Here is a 17,521-nt window from a genome sequence, read left to right as displayed (position 1 = left end):
GTGCGCGCAGTCTTTACCGAACGCCGTCAACTTGCGGCGCGCATGATACTGCGGCGCCCCTTAAGAGAACCTGATGGCCACAAAAATTGGCGAAGATTTGAATGGAGAAAGTCAGTGTTACAGCGCAGATCATAAGCGTTTACCTATCGTCTGTATCGAATCTTCTTACTATGCGTGCGCCGACGATTCTTCATATGTCAGAGGCGAGCGCGGCGGCCCTTCGGCCCGGCTTCGAATCGACAATCGTTGCACGAGCATCTACTTGCCGACCGTCGCCGCACTGCTTTGCACGCAAAACCAAAACCCGTCCGGCACCCGCCTGCCGGACGCGGCGCGGATCGGCGCGGACCGGCCTCAAAAGCCTGCCGACAGCGAAACGTATAGAATCGGGCCTTCGTCAACAGACGGACGTCCGCCCTGTGCGAGGCCTTCGTCGGCGCTGGGAAACCCCATTTACCTGGCGTCACTGCACGCACGCTTACTTCATGAACGCCTCTTCCTCCCGCTCAGCTTCGCTCGGGCCGCTGCCTTACGTCGTGGCCGCGACCTTCTTCATGGAGTACCTCGACACGACGATCATCGCGACGGCGCTGCCGCAGATGGCGCACTCGTTCGGCACCAGTCCGAACGCGCTGAGCCTCGGAATGAGCGCGTATATGATCGCGCTCGCCATTTTCATTCCGGCGAGCGGCTGGGTCGCCGACCGCTTCGGATCGCGCAGCGTGTTCTTCTCGGCGATCGTCACGTTCACGCTGGCGTCGCTGCTATGCGGGATTTCACAGAACGTGGGCGAGTTTACGGCCGCGCGCGTCCTGCAGGGCATCGGCGGCGCGCTGATGGTGCCCGTCGGCCGGCTGACCGTCGTGCGCAGCACCGACAAGAAGCAACTGATGCAGGCCATCTCGACCATCACCTGGCCTGGCATCGTCGCGCCTGTGATCGGGCCGCCCGTCGGCGGGTTCATCACGACGTATTCTTCGTGGCGCTGGATTTTCCTGCTCAACCTGCCCGTCTGCCTCGTCGTGCTGCTGGCCGTGCTCAAGTGGGTGCCGAACCTGCGCAGCGCCGAGCGCCGTCCGTTCGACGTGATCGGCCTCATGCTGAGCGGCGCGGCACTGACGGCGATCCTGTCCGGCGCGGACATGGCGAGCCAGCCGGAGACCAATCCATTCGCCGGGCTCGGCGTCATTGCCGTCGGCCTTGTGATCGGCGGTATCGCGTTTCGACAGGCGCGCCGCCGGCGGCATCCGCTGATCGATGTCACGACGCTGAACATCCCGACGTTTTCGGTGACGGTCGTCACGGGCACGTTGACGCGCATTGGCATCGGCGCGGTGCCGTATCTGATGCCGCTGCTGTTTCAGATCGGTTTTGGTTTGTCGGCATTCAAGTCGGGACTGCTGCTGCTCGTCAGCGCGGTGGGAAATCTCGGCATGAAGGCGCTCACGACGCCGATCCTGAAACGCTATGGCTTTCGCGGCGTCTCGATCGCGGGCAGCGCAGTATGCGGCGTCGCCACGATCGTGTGCGGCTTGCTGACGCCCGCTTCGCCGCTTGTGTGGGTTCTTTTCGTCGTATTCGTGTACGGGCTTGCGCGCTCGCTGCAGTTCTCCACGCTGGCGACGCTCGCGTACGCCGACGTCCCACCCGAACAGACCAGCGCGGCCAATACGCTGTGGAACGCGGCGGCGCAAATGAGCATCGGCCTCGGCATCGCGTTCGGGGCACTCGCGCTGCGGGCGGCATCGTCGATCAACGGCAAGGGCGGCGACGCCGCAGCCGTGTTCTCGCTCGACGACTTCCGCTTCGCGTTTCTCTGCGCGGGCGTACTGACCCTCGTCTCCGTCTATGGTTACGTGCAGCTCGCGCGCGACGCCGGGCATACCGTCAGAGGCGCATCGCGGTAGCAGCGATGTCGGCCTGGGCCTTCGCCGACATCGCGCGACACACCGATTAACCCGCCTCGACACCGCGTGGGGCATCGACGTCAAACACACTCATGAACGCACACATCGACTATCTCAATCCCGACCTTCCGCACGGACTGCGCCGCGTGACGATGCCCGTCGTCGACGCCACACCGCAGACGCTCGAAGGCTTCGGCAGGCTCGTCGCCGATCCGGCAGACTGCGCCATCGAAATCGTGCAATGGCCCGCTACAGGATCGAGGCCCATCGAGCCCGGCACGGGCGACGAAGCGGGTACGACGCAAGGCGTATTCGTGAGCGAATGGCGCGGTGAAATTCTGTATGGCCGAAATGAGGCCGTCGACGGTCACTATGTGCTCGCCTACGCCGCGCAGCCGGAAGCCGCCCGCGAAGACACCAACGAGCCGCCGCAGCGCATGCTGCTGTGGCACGCGAACTACCATCCCGACGGCGGACAACTTTTCTTCCCGCTCGACCATCGCCCTTTCTATGTTCCGTTGGCGCTGCCCGGCGACGACATTGCGCCCGAAAAGTTCGTGTGTTTCCGCTTCGACGGTCGCGAGGGACTCTACATTCACCCCAACATCTGGCACGAAGGCGTATTCACGCTCGAAGGGACGCAGCGCTTCTTCGACAAGCAAGGCGCCGTGCATGCGCGCGTTTCCGTCGAATTCGCGCGGGAGTTTGGCTGTCTGCTGGAAGCGCCCATCGCGCGTGCTTAGTCCTTTCGTGCGGTTCCCGTCCGGCTGCGCGCTGCTGGGTGCGTAGACACAACTCGCGCGGCGCGGCGGAATTCAATTCGACGCGCGCGACCGAATGCAGGTTCGGTGTAGAGACGACTGCGTCGTCAATCAACGCGCCCTGTTGCTGCCCGCGATTTTTTCACGCGCAGCCGGTTTTTTTACGCCGCCTTTATTCGCAACGCTCTACCCTTGAGTGCATCTCGACAACCGTTCAGGCTGCACCTCAACGATATGGCTTCCGCTCAAGTTCTAGCGAGACGCGACACCGCCCCGGACATCTCCCCGCGAATGCGCTGCAACGTCGTTCCTCTGCGCACGCCCCGCGTGCAGCTCGAAGTGCTGCTGACCGGCGCTCATCCCGACCAGCTACACGCCAATCTCGCGACGCTGTACCACTCTCCGCTCGGCGTCTACGTCTTTCATACCGATGCTTCGCGCGACACCCTGTGCGTGCACTTCGACATCGCGCCCGAAGATCTCGACTTCACGCTCCACACGCTGCTCACCACCTTGCCCGAAGCGACGATCGGCGCCATCACCCGTGCTGGCACGCGCAAGGAGCACTGACATGTACTCAGGAATCTGGCTTCCCCTCGTCACGCCGTTGCGCGCAGGCGAAGTGGATGTCGCGGCGCTCGTGGCGATCACCTCGCACTACGCTCGCACCGGCATCGCGGGTATCGTCGCGCTCGGCACGACGGGCGAAGCGGCACTGCTGTCCGATATCGAGATCCCGTGCGCCGTGTCGGCGTCGCCTGCCTGCATCAGTGACAGCACTTCGATCAGCAAATCCGCGCAGACGTCAAGGGACGGCTGCCTGTGTTTCAATAGATTCGCATTGCGCGACGTCGCATGCCATTTCTTTACGACATTTTTTTTGTGGCGCCCATGTGCGAGCCCTGAAGCTTACTCATCGCATGAAGTCCGCAGAGATGGCATGACAAAACGCCATACAAAGAACGCACCGCATCCGCCTCTTGCACACCTGAAGCGAGGAATCGGCAGCGTGGTGCTCAGACGCTTCGATCCGTCGCGCGACTCGTACGAGCAACTCACGACGATGCTGCATCGCGCGTTCGCACGTCTGGGCATGATGGAGCTGAACTGCACCTGCGTCGATCAGGACGTGTCGGTCACGATCCGGCGCGCGCAGGCGGGCGACTGCTTCGTCGTGGTCAGCGACGCACAAGTGATCGGCACGATGACGCTGTCCGCCAGCGACAGCGAGTCGGCCTGCGAGCACTACCACCGGCGCGATGTCGCGACGATTCGTCAGTTGGCCATCGACCCGTCATGGCAAAACCGCGGCATCGGCAAGTCGCTGCTTGCCTTCGCCGAGCATTGGGCCGCGACACGCGGCTACGCCGAACTCGCGCTCGATACACCGTACCCCGCTGCGCATCTCGTTTCGTTCTATCGCGCGCAGGGCTTTCGTATCGTCGATGCCGTGCGCTTCAAAGGCAAAGTGTACGAGAGCGCGATTCTCAGCAAGGCGCCCGTGGTGGCGCGCACGCTGGCTGCGTGGACCCATCAGATCGCGTTGCCCAGCGCGCGATTCGTCCGCTTTGCTGCATAACGTGGGAATCGATGCGATTCGATGCGTGCCTGCATACACCACATTGACGGCGCACGCAGCAGCTTGTATGACTTCGTGATGCCGCCCGGCGGCACAAGCACTCGATCACCCTTCGGCGCGTATCGTCCCGCGTTCAACGGATTCGCCTTGCAGATAGTCTTCGCCGTCGATGTCATAACCCGACGGTTCCCAGCGAATCGCCAGCAGCACCAGCAGCGACGTGAGCGGCGCGACGGCGATCACCCAGAATACCTTCGTGCCGAGCGCGCCTGCCAGAACGGGGAACAGAAACAGCGAGATCGTCGACGCCGTGCGCACGAGCGTCTGATTGAAGCCGACGCCGATGCCGCGCAGCCATGTCGGATAACTGAGCGACGCGAACGTCATCGAATGCGAGCCGGGGCCAAAGCCTTGTCCGAACAGATAGCCGCCCAGCAGCAGGATCGCCGCGACGACGAGCGCGCTGCCGCTTGGCCGGCCGATGAGCGCAAGTCCGATTAGCGAAGCAAACTGCAGCGCATGCCCGAGCACCGTCATCTTCCACGCACCGACCGTCGGCGCCGTGCGCACGCCGATCAGGCCGCCGACAAACGCGAATAGCAGGTTCAGCGCAAGCGAGGCGACGATGGTCGTGAGCGGACCTTGCGCGAAAAAGCTGGTGATGATGACAGGCAAGCCGAAGATGATCGCGTTATAGCCAAACGACGATGCGCTGCCGATCACGGCCGCGAGTATCGTGCGCTTGCGATAGGTCGCGTTGAACAGCACGCCGTAGTTGCGCCACGAAGCGCGGCGCGGCCGCACTGTGGGCGCCGCAGTCCGCTCGACGATCGCGTCGATGCCATAGGTGCGCTTCAGGATACGCGCGGCACCGTCCAGGTCGCCCTGGTTCGCTGCCCAAACGGGCGATTCGCTGATATAGCGGCTGCGCACCAGAATGATCGCAATGGCAGGCACCGCGCCGAACGCGAGCGTGAGTCGCCACAGCCAGCCCAACTGCTGCGCCGGCAAGATCGCGTAGAGCCCGAGAATGAGCAGATAGCAAGTGCTCGTTGCCGCGTACCACGCCGGGCACCACGCCGCGACGCTCGCGGCCTTGTTGCCTTTTCCCGCCACGCGGGAGAACTCCGCGAGAAAGGCCATTGCCACTGGCAGATCGAGCCCGACGCCGAAGCCCATCAGAAAGCGCGCAGCGCCGAGCACCCATGCGTTGGGCGCGAGCCCTGCCGCAATGGCGGCGACGACGAAGAACAGCATGTCGGCCATGAACACGCGATAGCGGCCGATGCTGTCCGTCAGATAGCCGCCGAACAGCGCGCCCAGGATCGCGCCGAAGGCGATCGCCGACGACACGAAGCCGACCTGCACGGGCGACAACGCGAACTGCTTCGCGATGTCCTTGATGCCGTAAGCCAGCGAAGTCAGATCGTAGGCGTCGAGAAAGACGCCGCCCAGCGCGATGGCGATCACGACGCGGGCATTGCTGCCCTTCGCGGCACCCGCATTGACGATACGCGATACGTCTTGCGCCGAACGGATGATGGCGGGTTGCGCAATGACTGGTTCGATAGAATCCCGAAGCGGATCGGGTGAAATAGCGACGGTAGACATGGTGGCTTTCTAAGGTTAAGTCAACAGTCCCTGCATGCTATCGATGCGCCATTCGCATTCCAAACGATCTTTACGCATATGTAAATCGCCAAGCGATCGGCGATCAACTGCGATCGACAGCGCCCGCGCGGTTTGCCGCGGCTAGCCGTCGACGGCAACCGCACTGGCCACCGCGTCGCGTTGCAGCTCGCTGCGCGAATGCGCGAGACTGAAGCGCTCGCTGGCCGGCTCACCGTTCAGGTGATAGTTGCCGACCATGCCTTCGCGCTGGATCGCCGGATTGTGCGAAGCCAGCACGCGCGCGTTGCGCCAGTGGCGATCGAGCCGTCGCGTTTCGCTGGTTGCCGAGGCGCCGCCCACTTCGAACACGAGCGTGGCCGCTTCCAGCACCTGTTCGATCACGATCTGCTGCGCCTTGTATGCCTCGATATCGAGTGCGATATAGGTCTGCGTCGTCGCGCGGCCTTCGAGCCGCGCCTGATACGCGCTTTCGAGCGAACGCGCCACCGACCCGGTGATGCTTTGCGCCGAATAGGCAAGGCTCGCAAGGCGCCCCACCACGCGATGCACGAGCGGATTGTCGCGCGGGCTCGACCGTCCCGGCACGCCGAATGTGCGCGTGCGCGCCTGCGCGAATGCGATGCCGTCGCGCAGCACGGCGCGCGCGATGCCCGTCAGTGTGGCGAGATGAACGGTTTGATAGAACGCCGTGAGCGACGTGTTGCGGCGCGGCTCCGACGCCTTGTAGCGCTTGAGCAGTTGCGCGTTGTCGACGTGAACCGACTCGAAGCGCGTTGTGCCGCTCGCCGTCAGCCGCTGGCCGAAGCCGTCCCAGTCATCGATGCGCGTCACGCCGCGCGCGTCGGCGCGAACGAGCACGCGCACATCGTCGGTGCCGTCGTGCGCCGCGACGTCGATCCAGTCCGCGTAGAGCGTGCCCGTGCTGTAGTACTTCTCGCCGTTCAGGCGCCAGCCGCTGCCGCTTGCATCGGGCGTCAGCGTGACGCTGTTGTGCGTGGCGCCCGTACGCTCGGAAATCGCCGCGCCGACCACCTCGCCTGCGGCAATTTTCGTGAGCCAGCGCTCGCGCAGACTTTCATCGTCGCTCTCGAGCATGCTTTCGATGAAGCCGGCGTTCAGTCGCAAGATCTGCGGCAGGTTCGAGTCGGCTTCGCCAAGCCGCGTCAGCAGGCGGAAAAACTGCGGCAATGTCGCACCGCCACCGCCGTAACGCGTCGGTACACGCAACGCCGTGAAGCCCGCCTCCTTGAGCCAGCTCACCGGTTCGTGCGCAAGTTCGCGCTTCTGCTCGCGCTCGATGCTTCCCGCTGCGATGCGCTCGAATATGGGCGCAAAGCGTGCATCCAGTTCGGCTTCGTCCGCATCTTGCGCGCTCTGAATCGTACTCATCGACACTCTCTCTTCGGTTTCACAATCGGTCAGACTACGTGCCCGACTGATGTCGATGCAACCAACAAAAGCCGATAACGATATGGTCGAACGCGCTGACGCTTCGCTTTAGACGAATGTGTGCTTTGGATATCGCGCGATGAGGATTGCGCTTGCGCAATGTGCGTGGCCGATGCCGTGATCCGGCGCGTGCGAAGACGAAAAGAAGCGCGCCAGGAGAACAGAGCGTTCTTCTCATTGGCGCGCTCGACAGGCGTCGCACAACCTGCAAGCAGAACGCCCATGCACATCGCGATCAGAACCGTGGCGCGTCTGAGATTCATCCGCGTGCGGCTGCCTGTACGTCGGCGACGAAAACGCCTGGGACAATTACAAGCGCGAACAGCTGCAGCAGAACTTCATCAACCAGGAACGCATGAACGCCGAGATGAACGAGAACGCCGCGTGGAGCTGGAGCATGTGGGGTCCAGGCTGGTGGGCATATTGATCGCGCGATAGCGGCCGCGTGACATAAACGGCCGCGCGCGGGCGCCGGTTTAGAAGGCGCTTCGATATGCAAAGAGTCCAGGCAGTCCGCCCGTCATCACGAACAGGATATTCTGCCCGGCCACATATTCGCCGGATCGCACGCTGTGCAGAAGTCCCGCAAACGCCTTTCCGCCATACACGGGATCGAGCAGCAGTCCTTCCATCGACGCCATCAGGCGAACGGCCTCGCGCATGCTGTCGGTCGGAATGCCGTAGCCCGGTCCGCGCTGCGTTTCGTCAATCACAATTGCGCTGCTTTCCACGTGCAGGTTTGCATCGATGAGCTGCGCCGTCTGATTGGCTTTGTCGAGTGTGGTTGTGCGCATCGGTTCGGCCTGGGCCAGCACGGTATGCGCCGCGACAATCGACGGATCGAGGCCGAGCGCGATAAATCCGGCAACAAGCCCCGCTTGCATGCCGCCGCTTCCATTGGGCACGACGATGCGATCGAATGCGATGCCCTGCGCGTCAGCTTGCGCAACGATTTCCGCCGCGCAGTCCGCATAGCCCAGACATCCCACCGCACTCGAACCGCCGAGCGGGCACACATACACGTTGCGCCCCTGCGCCCGCAGTTCGTCGGCGCGCTGCTCGGCGAATTCGAGTGCATTGGCGGTGCCGGGCAGATCGTGCACGCGTGCGCCAAACAGATCGTCGAGCAGAATGTTTCCGTTGTCGGTGTAGTCGCTGTCGAAACGCGGCACGGCGCGTGTCAGGACGAGTTCGCAGGCGAGGCCCGCGCGCGCCGCGACGGCCGCCGTGAGCCGCGCATGATTGGACTGCCGCGCGCCCACCGTGATGATGGTGTCCGCGCCTAGCTCGCACGCCTCTCCAAGCAGGAACTCGAGTTTCCTCAATTTGCTTCCGCCGCCGCCAAGACCGATCAGATCGTCACGCTTGACGTAAAGGTTCGCGCCGCCGAGATGCGCACTGAGGCGGGCGAGATGCTGGATCGGCGTCGGATTCTCAAGAAGCGTACGGCGCGGAAAATGGGAAAGATCGAGTTGGCGTGACGAGGGCATGGCGTTCATTGATCCGTGACGTATCGGTGCGGCGCGGCGGAAGGTCTTCTCGCCGATGTCGATGTCGATGTCGATGTCGAGGTCGGCGCGAGGCCAACGATTATAGTGAGTCGGCCCGGAACGCGCTGACAGCCGGTGATTCGACCGACGCAGCGCCCGCCACTCCACGTTACGTCATGCACGCTCAGGCCGGCTGATCGCTCTCGACAGTGCCGTGCAGCCACGTAGCCGGAAACAGATGCTGATTCAGAAAATCGACGAATGCGCGCACTTTGGGCGGCGTCATGCGGCCCGACGGCCATAGCGCATTGAAAGGAATCCGGTCGTTCGTGAACTCGCGAAGCACGGTGACGAGCGAACCGTTCGCGAGTTGCGAGCGCACCGCGAAATCGGGCGCATTGGTCAGCCCGAGTCCCTGCTCGGCCAACGCGATGAGCGGCTCCACGGCAGTCGCGATAGCCGTCGACGGCAGCTCGACGTCGAACCGCGCGCCATCGCGCGTGAACGCCCAGACCCTGAGCCGCCCAGTGCGCGAGAATCGATGCTGCAAACAGGCATGCGCGACGAGTTCTTCCGGCGTAGCCGGCGTGCCGTGCTGCGCCAGATACGCAGGCGAGCCGACGATGACATGCGAATAGTGGCCGAGCGTGCGCATCGTGAGTTGCGAATCGACGGCATCGCCCGTGCGCAACACGACGTCGAAGCCGTCCTCGATCACGTCGACCATGCGATCGCTGAAATCGATGTCGAGCTGCACGTCGGGATAGTTGCGCATGAACGCCGACAGCACGGGCATCAGCAGCGTGCCGACGAGCGGGATGCTCACGCGTAGCCGTCCCATCGGCTTCTCGCGCGAGATCGCGAGTTCCGATTCGGCCTCTTCGATCTCGTTGAGTATGCGCTGGCAGCGCGCGAGAAACAGTTCGCCTTCGGGCGTGAGGCGCACGCTGCGCGTGCTGCGATGAAACAGCCGCACGGCGAGGCGCGTCTCGAGCCGCGCGACCGCCTTGCCGATCGCCGACGAAGACAGCCCCAGTTGCCGCCCCGCTTCCGCGAAGCTCAGCGTTTCCGCTGCACGCGTGAAGATCACCATGCCGCTCATGTGATCCATCGCGCCGCTCGAGCGCCCGCTGACGACGCCCGAGACCGGCGCGGATCGTTCTGTTGAAGGACGAGTGGACTTGACCATTGCAACGCTCCCCGGCTGTGCAAAATCAAACCATCTATGACGCCGCGTTCAGGCGAACGAACTCGTGCGAATCGAATGACGCGTGCGCACCGTCGATCAGACGATGCATCCGCACGGTGTCGGCGAAGGTCGGCGTCGTCTGCGTGCCATGTTCGACGTCGTGCGCATAGGCCCAGTACAGCTCGGCCAGTTCGAGCACGGCGGACGGCCGCGCCGACTCCGGCAAGCGCAGATACGGCTGCGGCACGGGCAATCGTTCGAGCGGCGCTTTGTCGCCGTGGGCGCCGAAGATTTCATAATCGTCGCCTACATCGCCGAACGCCGATGCATTCACGATCCGCAAGTCGCCCTCCGTACCCGTGATGTCGATCTGCACGCCGGAGCCGTTGCGCTTGCCGCCTTCGACATGCACCGAAACGACTGCCGTCTCGTTCAGCATGCCCATCAGCACGAGCTGAGCGGGCGTCGAAGTGGGCGTGGCAACGCCCGTCTCGCGGATCGGAACGACGGGAAACTGGTTCGGCGTCAGCGCCGCAATGGTGTGAGGCCAGCCCGTCGCCGCGAAGAGCATGTCGAGAAAATGCCCGCCGTAAATCGCCACGACTGACGAAAAATTCTCGGGCGGCACGGTCCATTCGAGCGCCCGCCCGCGCGTCGCCTGGAAGTAATTCATGCTGACGTGCATGCGCGGAGCGCAGCTCGCCCACATAGCCCTGCGCGATCAGGTCGCGCACGTAACGGGTGTGCGGCGCGAGCCGCCTCTGCAGACCGGCCACATGACGCACGCCGCGCGCTTGCGCGAGACGCAGCAGTTCCTCCGTTTCGCCCGGCGTGGTCGTCAGCGGCCATTCGCAATAGACATGCTTGCCCGCGGCGATCACGCGCTTCACCGTCTGCGCATGCTGCGGAGCCGTGTTGAGCACGATCACGAGATCGATATCGGCGCTGTCGACGAGTTCATCAATAGATTCGGCCACGCGAGCGATGCCGTATTCACGCGTTGCCGCTTCGGCGGCTTCGCGCCGATGGCTGTACACCGCCTGCAGCGTGTATTGCGGCAACAGGTCGAGCACGCGCAAATGACCGTGCTTCGCCCAGTTGCCGACGCCGATGACCCCCACGCACAACGGCGCAACGTGTGACGCGTCCATGTTCTCCGACTCTCCAGATGAATGATCAGGGCAGTCTCGCGCGGCACACGCTTCGAATCGCGGCACGCGTCGAGACGGGTCGAATTATCGGAATGGCCGCCCGGACGATAAATGCGGCAGAGACGACATCACTGTTTTTCCTGCGCCAACAATCGCTGCGAATGCGCGACACACCGAGTGTAGGCCTTTCCCCGCGAGGCGCGGTGCGATTGCGGACACGCGCGTCCGGGGTGATCGAACCCGTGGCCCGTTTTTCGCGCCCGCCGCCGCGTCTACAGTTGCGTTCAAGCGTCGCCCGTCAGCGGCCAGATGCAACGGCACTGCGCAACGGCGCGCAACGGCTTTACGGATCACTCAAGTTTGTGGAGAAAGAAATGTCCAGGCTCTTTTCGAAAATCCCGGTCGGTCAGTACGAATTCGCGCATCGCGTCGTCCTCGCCCCGCTCACCCGCATGCGTGCCGAGAGCGGCGCGCGTCCCGGCCCGCTGATGGCCGAATACTACGCACAGCGCACGTCGCCCGGCGCGCTGCTCATCGGCGAAGCCACTATTGCGGCGCCGAACGGCAACGGCTATCTCGGCGCGCCGGGCCTCTACGACGACAGCCAGATCGCGGGCTGGAAGGCCGTCACGCACGCCGTGCACGCCAAGGGCGGCAAGATTTTCCTGCAGCTTTATCACGCCGGCCGCCAATCGAACGCGCAATTGCAGCCGGGCGGTGGCCGCCCTGTCGGACCGTCCGAAGTACCGCATGGCGGCGTCGCATACACGGAAGCGGGCTGGGTGCCCAACACGCCGAACCGCACGCTGGAAACGGCGGAGATCGCGGACATCGTCGAGAGCTTCCGCATGGCCGCCGCGCGCGGCGTCGAAGCGGGCTTCGACGGTGTCGAACTGCATGCCGCCAACGGCTATCTGCTCGACCAGTTCCTTCAGGACGGCAGCAACCGGCGCACCGACGAATACGGCGGCTCGATCGAGAATCGCGCGCGCCTGCTGCTCGACACGACGCGGGCCGTGATCTCCGTGTGGGGCGCGGACAAGGTTGCCGTTCGCCTCGGACCGAGCGGCTCGTGGGGCGATATGTCGGACAGCGACCCGCAGACGCTCTTCACCTACGTGGCGATGGAACTGGACAAGCTGGGCCTCGCGTATCTGCACCTGATCGAACCGCGCATCGCCGGCAATGTCGAGGACGAGGCCCGCGAGCAGCACCCGATCGCCGCGAAGTCGCTGCGCGCGCATTTCCGCGGACCGATCGTCGCGGCGGGCGGATTCGACGGCGACAGCGCCGAGGCGATTCTCCAGTCGGGCGACGCCGATCTCGTCGCGTTCGGACGACACTTCATCGCGAATCCGGATTTGCCGGAGCGGTTGCGCAAGCGCCTGCCCCTCAATCCGTACGATCGCGCGACCTTCTTCGGCGGCACGGATCTCGGCTACACGGACTACCCGTTCCATCAGGAAGCCGCCGTCGCGGCATAACGCGGCGGGCGGGCACGCGGCGGCATGCGTCGCCGTCGATCGCCTGCGCGGACATCGCATGTTCGCACTGCATCGTCCCGGCGACGGCCGCTCATCACACGTATGCGCGGCGCCGAATGTGGCGCTGCCGCGCGTTTCCAGCATTTCGCGCGTCGGCTTTCGTGACCTCTCATCCGCGGCTGTCCCTGTCGGCGATGACGGCGCTCGTCATGGCCTCGCTGCTCGCGCTTCCTGCCTTCGCGCACACGCATGGCGCCGTCGTCGCGGGCGTGCTCGCGTGGGGCATCGCATATGGCGCGATCCCGCTGTGCCTGAGCATATGGATGCGGCTGACGTCGCCGCAGCGGCCGGAAGCGGCCTCCGCGCTGTTCGTCAGCGCCGTGCAGACGGCCATCGCGGCCGGCTCGCTGGCGGGCGGCGTCGCGGTCGATCACGCGGGCGCAACGGGCGCGATGCATCTGGGCGTGCTGCTCTCGGCGCTGGGCCTCGCCGTGCTCGCTTCGTTCGCGACGACGCGGCGCACGCTGGCGACCGTGCTCGCGCAATAAGCGTGTTCGATCGACGGCCTTGCCCGAACGGAACGGTCGAAAGCAGAGCGCCGCCGCTCAGGCCTCAGGCTGCCCATTCCGCTTCCATCACACGCCGACAGGCGTGCAGAGACGCTCTTGCAACAGCGGCGCTCAGCGGCGCCGTCGCGCGCGTCCGGCCTCATGCACTTCGTGAATCACGGCGGCAAGGCGCTGCGACGCGTCCTGCATCTGCCCAGCACTGAATCCGCCGAAACCCAGCACCAGCCCGGATCGCGCCGTGTCCCGCGCGTACATGGGCGAAACGGCGCGCACGGAGACGCCCGATTTGGCCGCGAGTTCGGCGACGATCCGATCGTCCACGCCCTTCGCCAGCCAGAGCACCAGATGCATGCCCTGATCGCCGGGTTCGACCCACGCGAGCGGCGTGGGAAGCAACCTCGTCAGCGTCTCGATCAGTTGCGTCCGATGTTCCGCGTAGACATTGCGCACCCGGCGGATGTGCCGCTCCAGATGCCCCTGCGCGATGAACGCCGCCAGCAGATGCTGGTCGGCGTTCGGCGGATGCCGGTCCATCAGCACGCGCGCGCCGCAGAACGCATCGATCAGATCGGCGGGCGCGATCACATAGCCCAGGCGCAGCGACGGATACAGAATCTTGCTGAACGTGCCGAGATACACCACGCGCTCAGGGTCGAGACCTTGCAGCGACGGAAAGGGATGCCCCTGATATCGAAGCTCGCTGTCGTAATCGTCCTCGACGACCCACGCGTTGACTTTGCGCGCCCACGCCAGCAACGCCGCCCGGCGCGCCATGCTGAGCGGCATGCCCAGCGGATACTGATGCGACGGCGTGACGAACGCAGCCCGCGCACGGCGCGCCATGCCGATGCCGGCTTCGACGTCGATGCCTTCCGCGTCGACGGGCACGCGGATCATCGAATCGCCATGCCCCGTGCTTTCGAGAATCGCGGTGAGGCCGCGATACGCCGGATTCTCGACCCACACCGGGTCGCCCGCTTCCAGCAGCACCTGGCTGGCGAGATAGAGACCCTGTTGCGTGCCGCTCGTGATGAGCACCTGATCCGCGTCGCAACGCACGGAGCGCGACTTGCGCACGTACTGCGCAATCGCTTCGCGCAACGGCCGCGCGCCGAGCGGGTCGGCGTATCCGGCGGGCGCGCCCTCGCCTTTGGCGCGCACGCGGTTTCCGAGCCGGCGCCAGATGTCGGCGGGCGCGGTGAGGCCGCCTGGCACCGAGATCGCAAACGGCACGGGCGCAAGCGGCCTGAATTCGCCTGCTATCTGCGCAAAGGCCGCCGCGGGCGCGGGCAGGCGGCTGCGGGCGGTTCTGCGAATAGCCCGCGAGCGCCGCGCAGGCGGCTCGATCGCGCGTGGCAAAGCGAGCGCCGACGCAACGCGTGTGGCCGACCGCCCTTTCGATTCCAGAAAGCCCTCTGCGATCAGTTGCTCGTAGGCTTCGATCACGGTGCCGCGTGCGACGTCGAGCGACGCTGCCAGCAAGCGTGTGGACGGCAACGCATCGCCGGGACGGATGGCGCCGTTGCGCACGGCCTCGCGCAACGCGTCCGCGAGCTGCCTGCTCAGGTTTCCGGCCTCCCGGTTCAGTACTCCGAGCGACGGTATGCCCGCCACTCCGGCCGTTCTTGGCATGATTCTGGTCCTGTCGAACTGGTCTAAACTGGATCTACAGAATAAACCAGTTAAAGGACACCATGACGGTCGTCCAATACGCAACTACACGCGCTTCACTTTTTATCAGGCAGACGCACATGTACCTACCGGCGCACTTCACGGAATCCCGCACTGACGTCCTGCACGCGCACATCGCGCGCAACCCGTTCGGCATGCTCATCACGCATGGGGCGAACGGACTCGACGCCAACCATCTTCCCTTCGACCTCGCGGCGGACGACGGCGAGTTCGGCGTGCTGCACGCGCACGTCGCGCGGGCCAATCCCGTGTGGAAGGATGTCGCGAACGGCGACGAAGTGCTGGTGGTGTTTCGCGCAGGCGATGCGTACATCTCGCCAAACTGGTATCCGAGCAAGCACGAACTGCACAAGCAGGTGCCGACCTGGAACTACATCGTCGTTCACGCGCATGGACGCATCACGGTCCGCGACGACGAGCGCTACGTGCGCGGCGTCGTCGGCCGTCTGACGCGCGCGCACGAAGCCGCGCAACCGCGGCCGTGGAAGATGGGCGATGCGCCGAAGGAATACATCGACACGATGCTCGGCGCGATCGTCGGGTTGCAGATCGATATCACGCGTCTGACGGGCAAGAGCAAACTCGGCCAGAACAAGGAGGCGCGCGACATTCGAGGCGCAGGCGAAGCGCTCGTGGCAAGCGGCCCCAGCGTGATCGGCGAAGCGATGCTGGCTCACCTCGACAAGAAAGCCGAATAGCGCACATGCCGTTTTGCCCGCGGGCTGGACGTTCCCTGGCTCCAACCCGCGACAAGCCGCAGCGAGGAACGTCCCTCGACAACGCGCCTATTTCCCTGCCGCCGCGCGCTCTATCTCGGCGATGTCGATCTTCTTCATCGTCATCATCGCGTCCATCGCGCGCTTGCCGGCTTCGCGATCGGCACCCATGACGAGTTCGAGCAGCCGTTTCGGCGTGATCTGCCACGAAAAGCCCCAGCGGTCCTTGCACCAGCCGCACGGCGCTTCCTTGCCGCCATTGCCCGTGATGGCCGCCCAGTAGCGGTCGGTTTCTTCCTGCGTGGCGGTCTCGACCATGAAACTGACGGCTTCGTTCGCCTTGTAGTTGGGTCCGCCGTTCAGTCCCACGAAGCGCCGCCCGAGCACGGTGAACTCGACTGTCAGCTCGTCGCCTTGTCCGATGCCAGGAATCGGCGATGCGTGGCCGTCGTCGACGTGGCTGTCGGGAAAGGTCGCGGCATAGAACTGCGCCGCCTCGCGCGCCCTGCCTTCATCGAACCACAGACATGTCACAAGCTCCGCCATCGCAATCTCCTTTTAGACGTGGCGCCGTCGTGATGACGCCAGTTCGTGGGTGCACCGCCCGGTCGCTTCCCATCTGCGCCGACTATACAGAGTCTGCGCGCGCACGTCGCGTTCCCGCCGTCTCCGTCATGCAAGGCGCTTAACCGAAACTCCAGCTTCCTTCGACGACGATCGCCGTCTTCACCGAATTGGCGAGAAAGCAGGCGTCGTGCGCGAGATGATGCAGATGCGCGAGCGCCTCGTTGCTGGGCGCTTTCGAGCCTGCGAACGCAACGGCCGGCCTGAGCACGACGCGCGTCACGACTTGCTTGCCCGCGTCGGTTTTCTCCATCGTGCCCTCGGCTTCGTCGCGATACGACGTAACGACATAACCCTGCTCCGCCGCAATCGACAGAAACCACAGCATATGGCAGCTCGACAGCGCCGCGACATACGCCTCTTCGGGATCGACGCCCGCGGGGTCGGAGAACGGCACGCGCACGACATGCGGCGAACTCGACGCAGGCACCACGGCGCCGCCGTCGAATGTCCATCGATGCGCGCGGCTATAGCGGTTGTCGGTGAATGTGCTGCCGTTGCCGCTCCATTCGATCAGCGCAGTATGTTTGGCCATGCCCGAAAAGCCCTCGTGAAATGAACGGTCAATCAGAAATCAGATGGGTGTCAGCAAGCTTTCGCCCGCGATGTGCAGCAACGAGGCGCCCTGCATCACGACGGCGCCGCCCATTGCGCAAGCGTCGCGATCGTATTGATGTTGCGCGCCGTCCCTGTTTTCGCGGCGGGAATGCGCAGCTTCGACTTCGCCATGCCGTCGCCGTAATGCACGTAGATTTCGTGCTTGCCGAGCGCGACCTGTTCGTTCTGCTGGCCGGCAATGTGCGCGAGCGTGTCGGCGGGCGGGGCGGCGTCGAGAAAGATCGCGACGGTGCGGTTCGGCGCTTCGCGATGAAACGGATTTGCGGCCAGCACGGCGGCCATTTCCTCGCCGGTGCGGATCAGCACGCCGACGGGCTTGCCCGCGTATGCTTCGAGGCGCTGTTCGAGCGCCTGCTGCGCCGCGCGCTTCGCGAGCGTGCTGTCGAACACGACGTTGCCGCTCGCGATATACGTGCGCACGTTCGCGAAGCCCGCCGCTTCGCACAGGTGGCGCAGTTCGGCCATCGGCAGCTTGCCGGTTCCGCCGACATTGACGGCGCGCAGCAATGCAACATAGGTAGTCATGGTCGGTTCACAAAGTGGCCGGGAGAGCGGCACGGGACACTGGCTTTCGATGCTACCTCATCGGCCATGCCGCGATCATGCCGGACCATGTGAAAACGCGCGGCCCGGCGTGAACACCATCGCCATCGCGATGCA

Annotated in this window: 16 protein-coding genes and 1 pseudogene; 7 read left to right on the top strand and 10 right to left on the bottom strand. The window is 64.6% G+C overall.

Going from position 1 to position 17,521, the window contains the following annotated elements; translation table 11 throughout:
* The first annotated feature begins 485 nt into the window (after positions 1-485).
* The 4 genes from H3V53_RS09690 (at position 486) to H3V53_RS43610 (ending at position 4,247) form a co-directional block, all read left to right on the top strand.
* The gene (locus tag H3V53_RS09690; RefSeq protein ID WP_336597769.1) at positions 486-1,907 is read left to right on the top strand and encodes an MFS transporter; all 1,422 of its coding nucleotides are present in this window, start codon (positions 486-488) and stop codon (positions 1,905-1,907) included.
* Positions 1,908-1,999: 92 nt separating this feature from the next.
* Positions 2,000-2,650, top strand: coding sequence for an ureidoglycolate lyase (locus H3V53_RS09685; RefSeq protein ID WP_336597768.1), 651 nt, complete (start codon positions 2,000-2,002; stop codon positions 2,648-2,650).
* A 309-nt stretch (positions 2,651-2,959) separates the two neighbouring features.
* Complete coding sequence (locus H3V53_RS09680; protein ID WP_336597767.1) at positions 2,960-3,238, top strand: hypothetical protein; 279 nt, start codon at positions 2,960-2,962, stop codon at positions 3,236-3,238.
* A 370-nt stretch (positions 3,239-3,608) separates the two neighbouring features.
* The gene (locus H3V53_RS43610; RefSeq protein ID WP_419539468.1) at positions 3,609-4,247 is read left to right on the top strand and encodes a GNAT family N-acetyltransferase; all 639 of its coding nucleotides are present in this window, start codon (positions 3,609-3,611) and stop codon (positions 4,245-4,247) included.
* A gap of 105 nt (positions 4,248-4,352) precedes the next feature.
* Here the strand turns inward: H3V53_RS43610 and H3V53_RS09670 are convergent, their stop codons facing one another.
* From H3V53_RS09670 to H3V53_RS09645, 6 genes and pseudogenes are all read right to left on the bottom strand, one after another.
* Positions 4,353-5,858, bottom strand: a complete 1,506-nt coding sequence (locus H3V53_RS09670; RefSeq protein ID WP_336597765.1) for an MFS transporter — start codon at positions 5,856-5,858, stop codon at positions 4,353-4,355.
* 141 nt (positions 5,859-5,999) lie between these two features.
* On the bottom strand, positions 6,000-7,268 hold the full coding sequence (locus H3V53_RS09665) for an acyl-CoA dehydrogenase family protein (protein ID WP_336597764.1): 1,269 nt from the start codon (positions 7,266-7,268) through the stop codon (positions 6,000-6,002).
* A gap of 536 nt (positions 7,269-7,804) precedes the next feature.
* A complete protein-coding gene (locus H3V53_RS09660) occupies positions 7,805-8,818 on the bottom strand; it encodes a D-cysteine desulfhydrase family protein (protein WP_336597763.1) in 1,014 nt (337 codons plus the stop codon).
* Positions 8,819-9,002: 184 nt separating this feature from the next.
* Complete coding sequence (locus H3V53_RS09655; RefSeq protein WP_336597818.1) at positions 9,003-9,929, bottom strand: LysR family transcriptional regulator; 927 nt, start codon at positions 9,927-9,929, stop codon at positions 9,003-9,005.
* Between the two features lie 112 nt (positions 9,930-10,041).
* Positions 10,042-10,680, bottom strand: a complete 639-nt coding sequence (locus H3V53_RS09650; protein ID WP_336597819.1) for a hypothetical protein — start codon at positions 10,678-10,680, stop codon at positions 10,042-10,044.
* Between the two features lie 163 nt (positions 10,681-10,843).
* Positions 10,844-11,158: pseudogene (locus tag H3V53_RS09645) on the bottom strand (Gfo/Idh/MocA family protein); the annotation flags it as partial.
* 374 nt (positions 11,159-11,532) lie between these two features.
* Here H3V53_RS09645 and H3V53_RS09640 point away from each other — a divergent pair.
* Together H3V53_RS09640 and H3V53_RS09635 are read left to right on the top strand one after the other, a co-directional pair.
* Positions 11,533-12,642, top strand: coding sequence for an alkene reductase (locus tag H3V53_RS09640; RefSeq protein ID WP_336597762.1), 1,110 nt, complete (start codon positions 11,533-11,535; stop codon positions 12,640-12,642).
* A 161-nt stretch (positions 12,643-12,803) separates the two neighbouring features.
* Entirely contained in the window at positions 12,804-13,190 is a 387-nt protein-coding gene (locus tag H3V53_RS09635; RefSeq protein WP_336597761.1) for an MFS transporter, read from the top strand.
* Positions 13,191-13,322: 132 nt separating this feature from the next.
* Here H3V53_RS09635 and pdxR read toward each other — a convergent pair whose 3' ends face one another.
* On the bottom strand, positions 13,323-14,843 hold the full coding sequence (pdxR, locus tag H3V53_RS09630; RefSeq protein ID WP_336597760.1) for a MocR-like pyridoxine biosynthesis transcription factor PdxR: 1,521 nt from the start codon (positions 14,841-14,843) through the stop codon (positions 13,323-13,325).
* Between the two features lie 119 nt (positions 14,844-14,962).
* Here pdxR and H3V53_RS09625 point away from each other — a divergent pair, with 119 nt between their 5' ends.
* Complete coding sequence (locus H3V53_RS09625; RefSeq protein ID WP_336597759.1) at positions 14,963-15,601, top strand: FMN-binding negative transcriptional regulator; 639 nt, start codon at positions 14,963-14,965, stop codon at positions 15,599-15,601.
* An 87-nt stretch (positions 15,602-15,688) separates the two neighbouring features.
* Here the strand turns inward: H3V53_RS09625 and H3V53_RS09620 are convergent, their stop codons facing one another.
* The 3 genes from H3V53_RS09620 to H3V53_RS09610 all read right to left on the bottom strand — a co-directional run bounded on the left by H3V53_RS09620 (position 15,689) and on the right by H3V53_RS09610 (position 17,386).
* Positions 15,689-16,165 carry a VOC family protein gene (locus H3V53_RS09620; protein WP_336597758.1) on the bottom strand — a complete coding sequence of 159 codons (477 nt, stop codon included), beginning with the start codon at positions 16,163-16,165 and terminating at the stop codon, positions 15,689-15,691.
* A gap of 139 nt (positions 16,166-16,304) precedes the next feature.
* The gene (locus H3V53_RS09615) at positions 16,305-16,778 is read right to left on the bottom strand and encodes an OsmC family protein (protein ID WP_336597757.1); all 474 of its coding nucleotides are present in this window, start codon (positions 16,776-16,778) and stop codon (positions 16,305-16,307) included.
* A 95-nt stretch (positions 16,779-16,873) separates the two neighbouring features.
* Positions 16,874-17,386: a DUF1697 domain-containing protein gene (locus tag H3V53_RS09610; protein ID WP_336597756.1), complete on the bottom strand. Its 513-nt coding sequence runs from the start codon at positions 17,384-17,386 to the stop codon at positions 16,874-16,876.
* Between the last annotated feature and the right edge of the window lie 135 nt (positions 17,387-17,521).

The organism is Paraburkholderia bengalensis (genome assembly GCF_037126505.1).
Lineage (GTDB): Bacteria > Pseudomonadota > Gammaproteobacteria > Burkholderiales > Burkholderiaceae > Paraburkholderia > Paraburkholderia bengalensis.
This window is presented reverse-complemented; position numbering and strand designations above follow the sequence as displayed.

Coding starts and splice junctions, on each gene's coding strand:
- H3V53_RS09615 (WP_336597757.1), bottom strand. CDS start 16,778: ATGGCCAAACATACTGCGCTGATCGAATGGAGCGGCAACGGCAGCACA.
- H3V53_RS09680 (WP_336597767.1), top strand. CDS start 2,960: ATGCGCTGCAACGTCGTTCCTCTGCGCACGCCCCGCGTGCAGCTCGAA.
- H3V53_RS09650 (WP_336597819.1), bottom strand. CDS start 10,680: ATGAATTACTTCCAGGCGACGCGCGGGCGGGCGCTCGAATGGACCGTG.
- pdxR (WP_336597760.1), bottom strand. CDS start 14,843: ATGCCAAGAACGGCCGGAGTGGCGGGCATACCGTCGCTCGGAGTACTG.
- H3V53_RS09660 (WP_336597763.1), bottom strand. CDS start 8,818: ATGCCCTCGTCACGCCAACTCGATCTTTCCCATTTTCCGCGCCGTACG.
- H3V53_RS09640 (WP_336597762.1), top strand. CDS start 11,533: ATGTCCAGGCTCTTTTCGAAAATCCCGGTCGGTCAGTACGAATTCGCG.
- H3V53_RS09620 (WP_336597758.1), bottom strand. CDS start 16,165: ATGGCGGAGCTTGTGACATGTCTGTGGTTCGATGAAGGCAGGGCGCGC.
- H3V53_RS43610 (WP_419539468.1), top strand. CDS start 3,609: ATGACAAAACGCCATACAAAGAACGCACCGCATCCGCCTCTTGCACAC.
- H3V53_RS09690 (WP_336597769.1), top strand. CDS start 486: ATGAACGCCTCTTCCTCCCGCTCAGCTTCGCTCGGGCCGCTGCCTTAC.
- H3V53_RS09665 (WP_336597764.1), bottom strand. CDS start 7,268: ATGAGTACGATTCAGAGCGCGCAAGATGCGGACGAAGCCGAACTGGAT.
- H3V53_RS09625 (WP_336597759.1), top strand. CDS start 14,963: ATGTACCTACCGGCGCACTTCACGGAATCCCGCACTGACGTCCTGCAC.
- H3V53_RS09655 (WP_336597818.1), bottom strand. CDS start 9,929: ATGGATCACATGAGCGGCATGGTGATCTTCACGCGTGCAGCGGAAACG.
- H3V53_RS09610 (WP_336597756.1), bottom strand. CDS start 17,386: ATGACTACCTATGTTGCATTGCTGCGCGCCGTCAATGTCGGCGGAACC.
- H3V53_RS09685 (WP_336597768.1), top strand. CDS start 2,000: ATGAACGCACACATCGACTATCTCAATCCCGACCTTCCGCACGGACTG.
- H3V53_RS09670 (WP_336597765.1), bottom strand. CDS start 5,858: ATGTCTACCGTCGCTATTTCACCCGATCCGCTTCGGGATTCTATCGAA.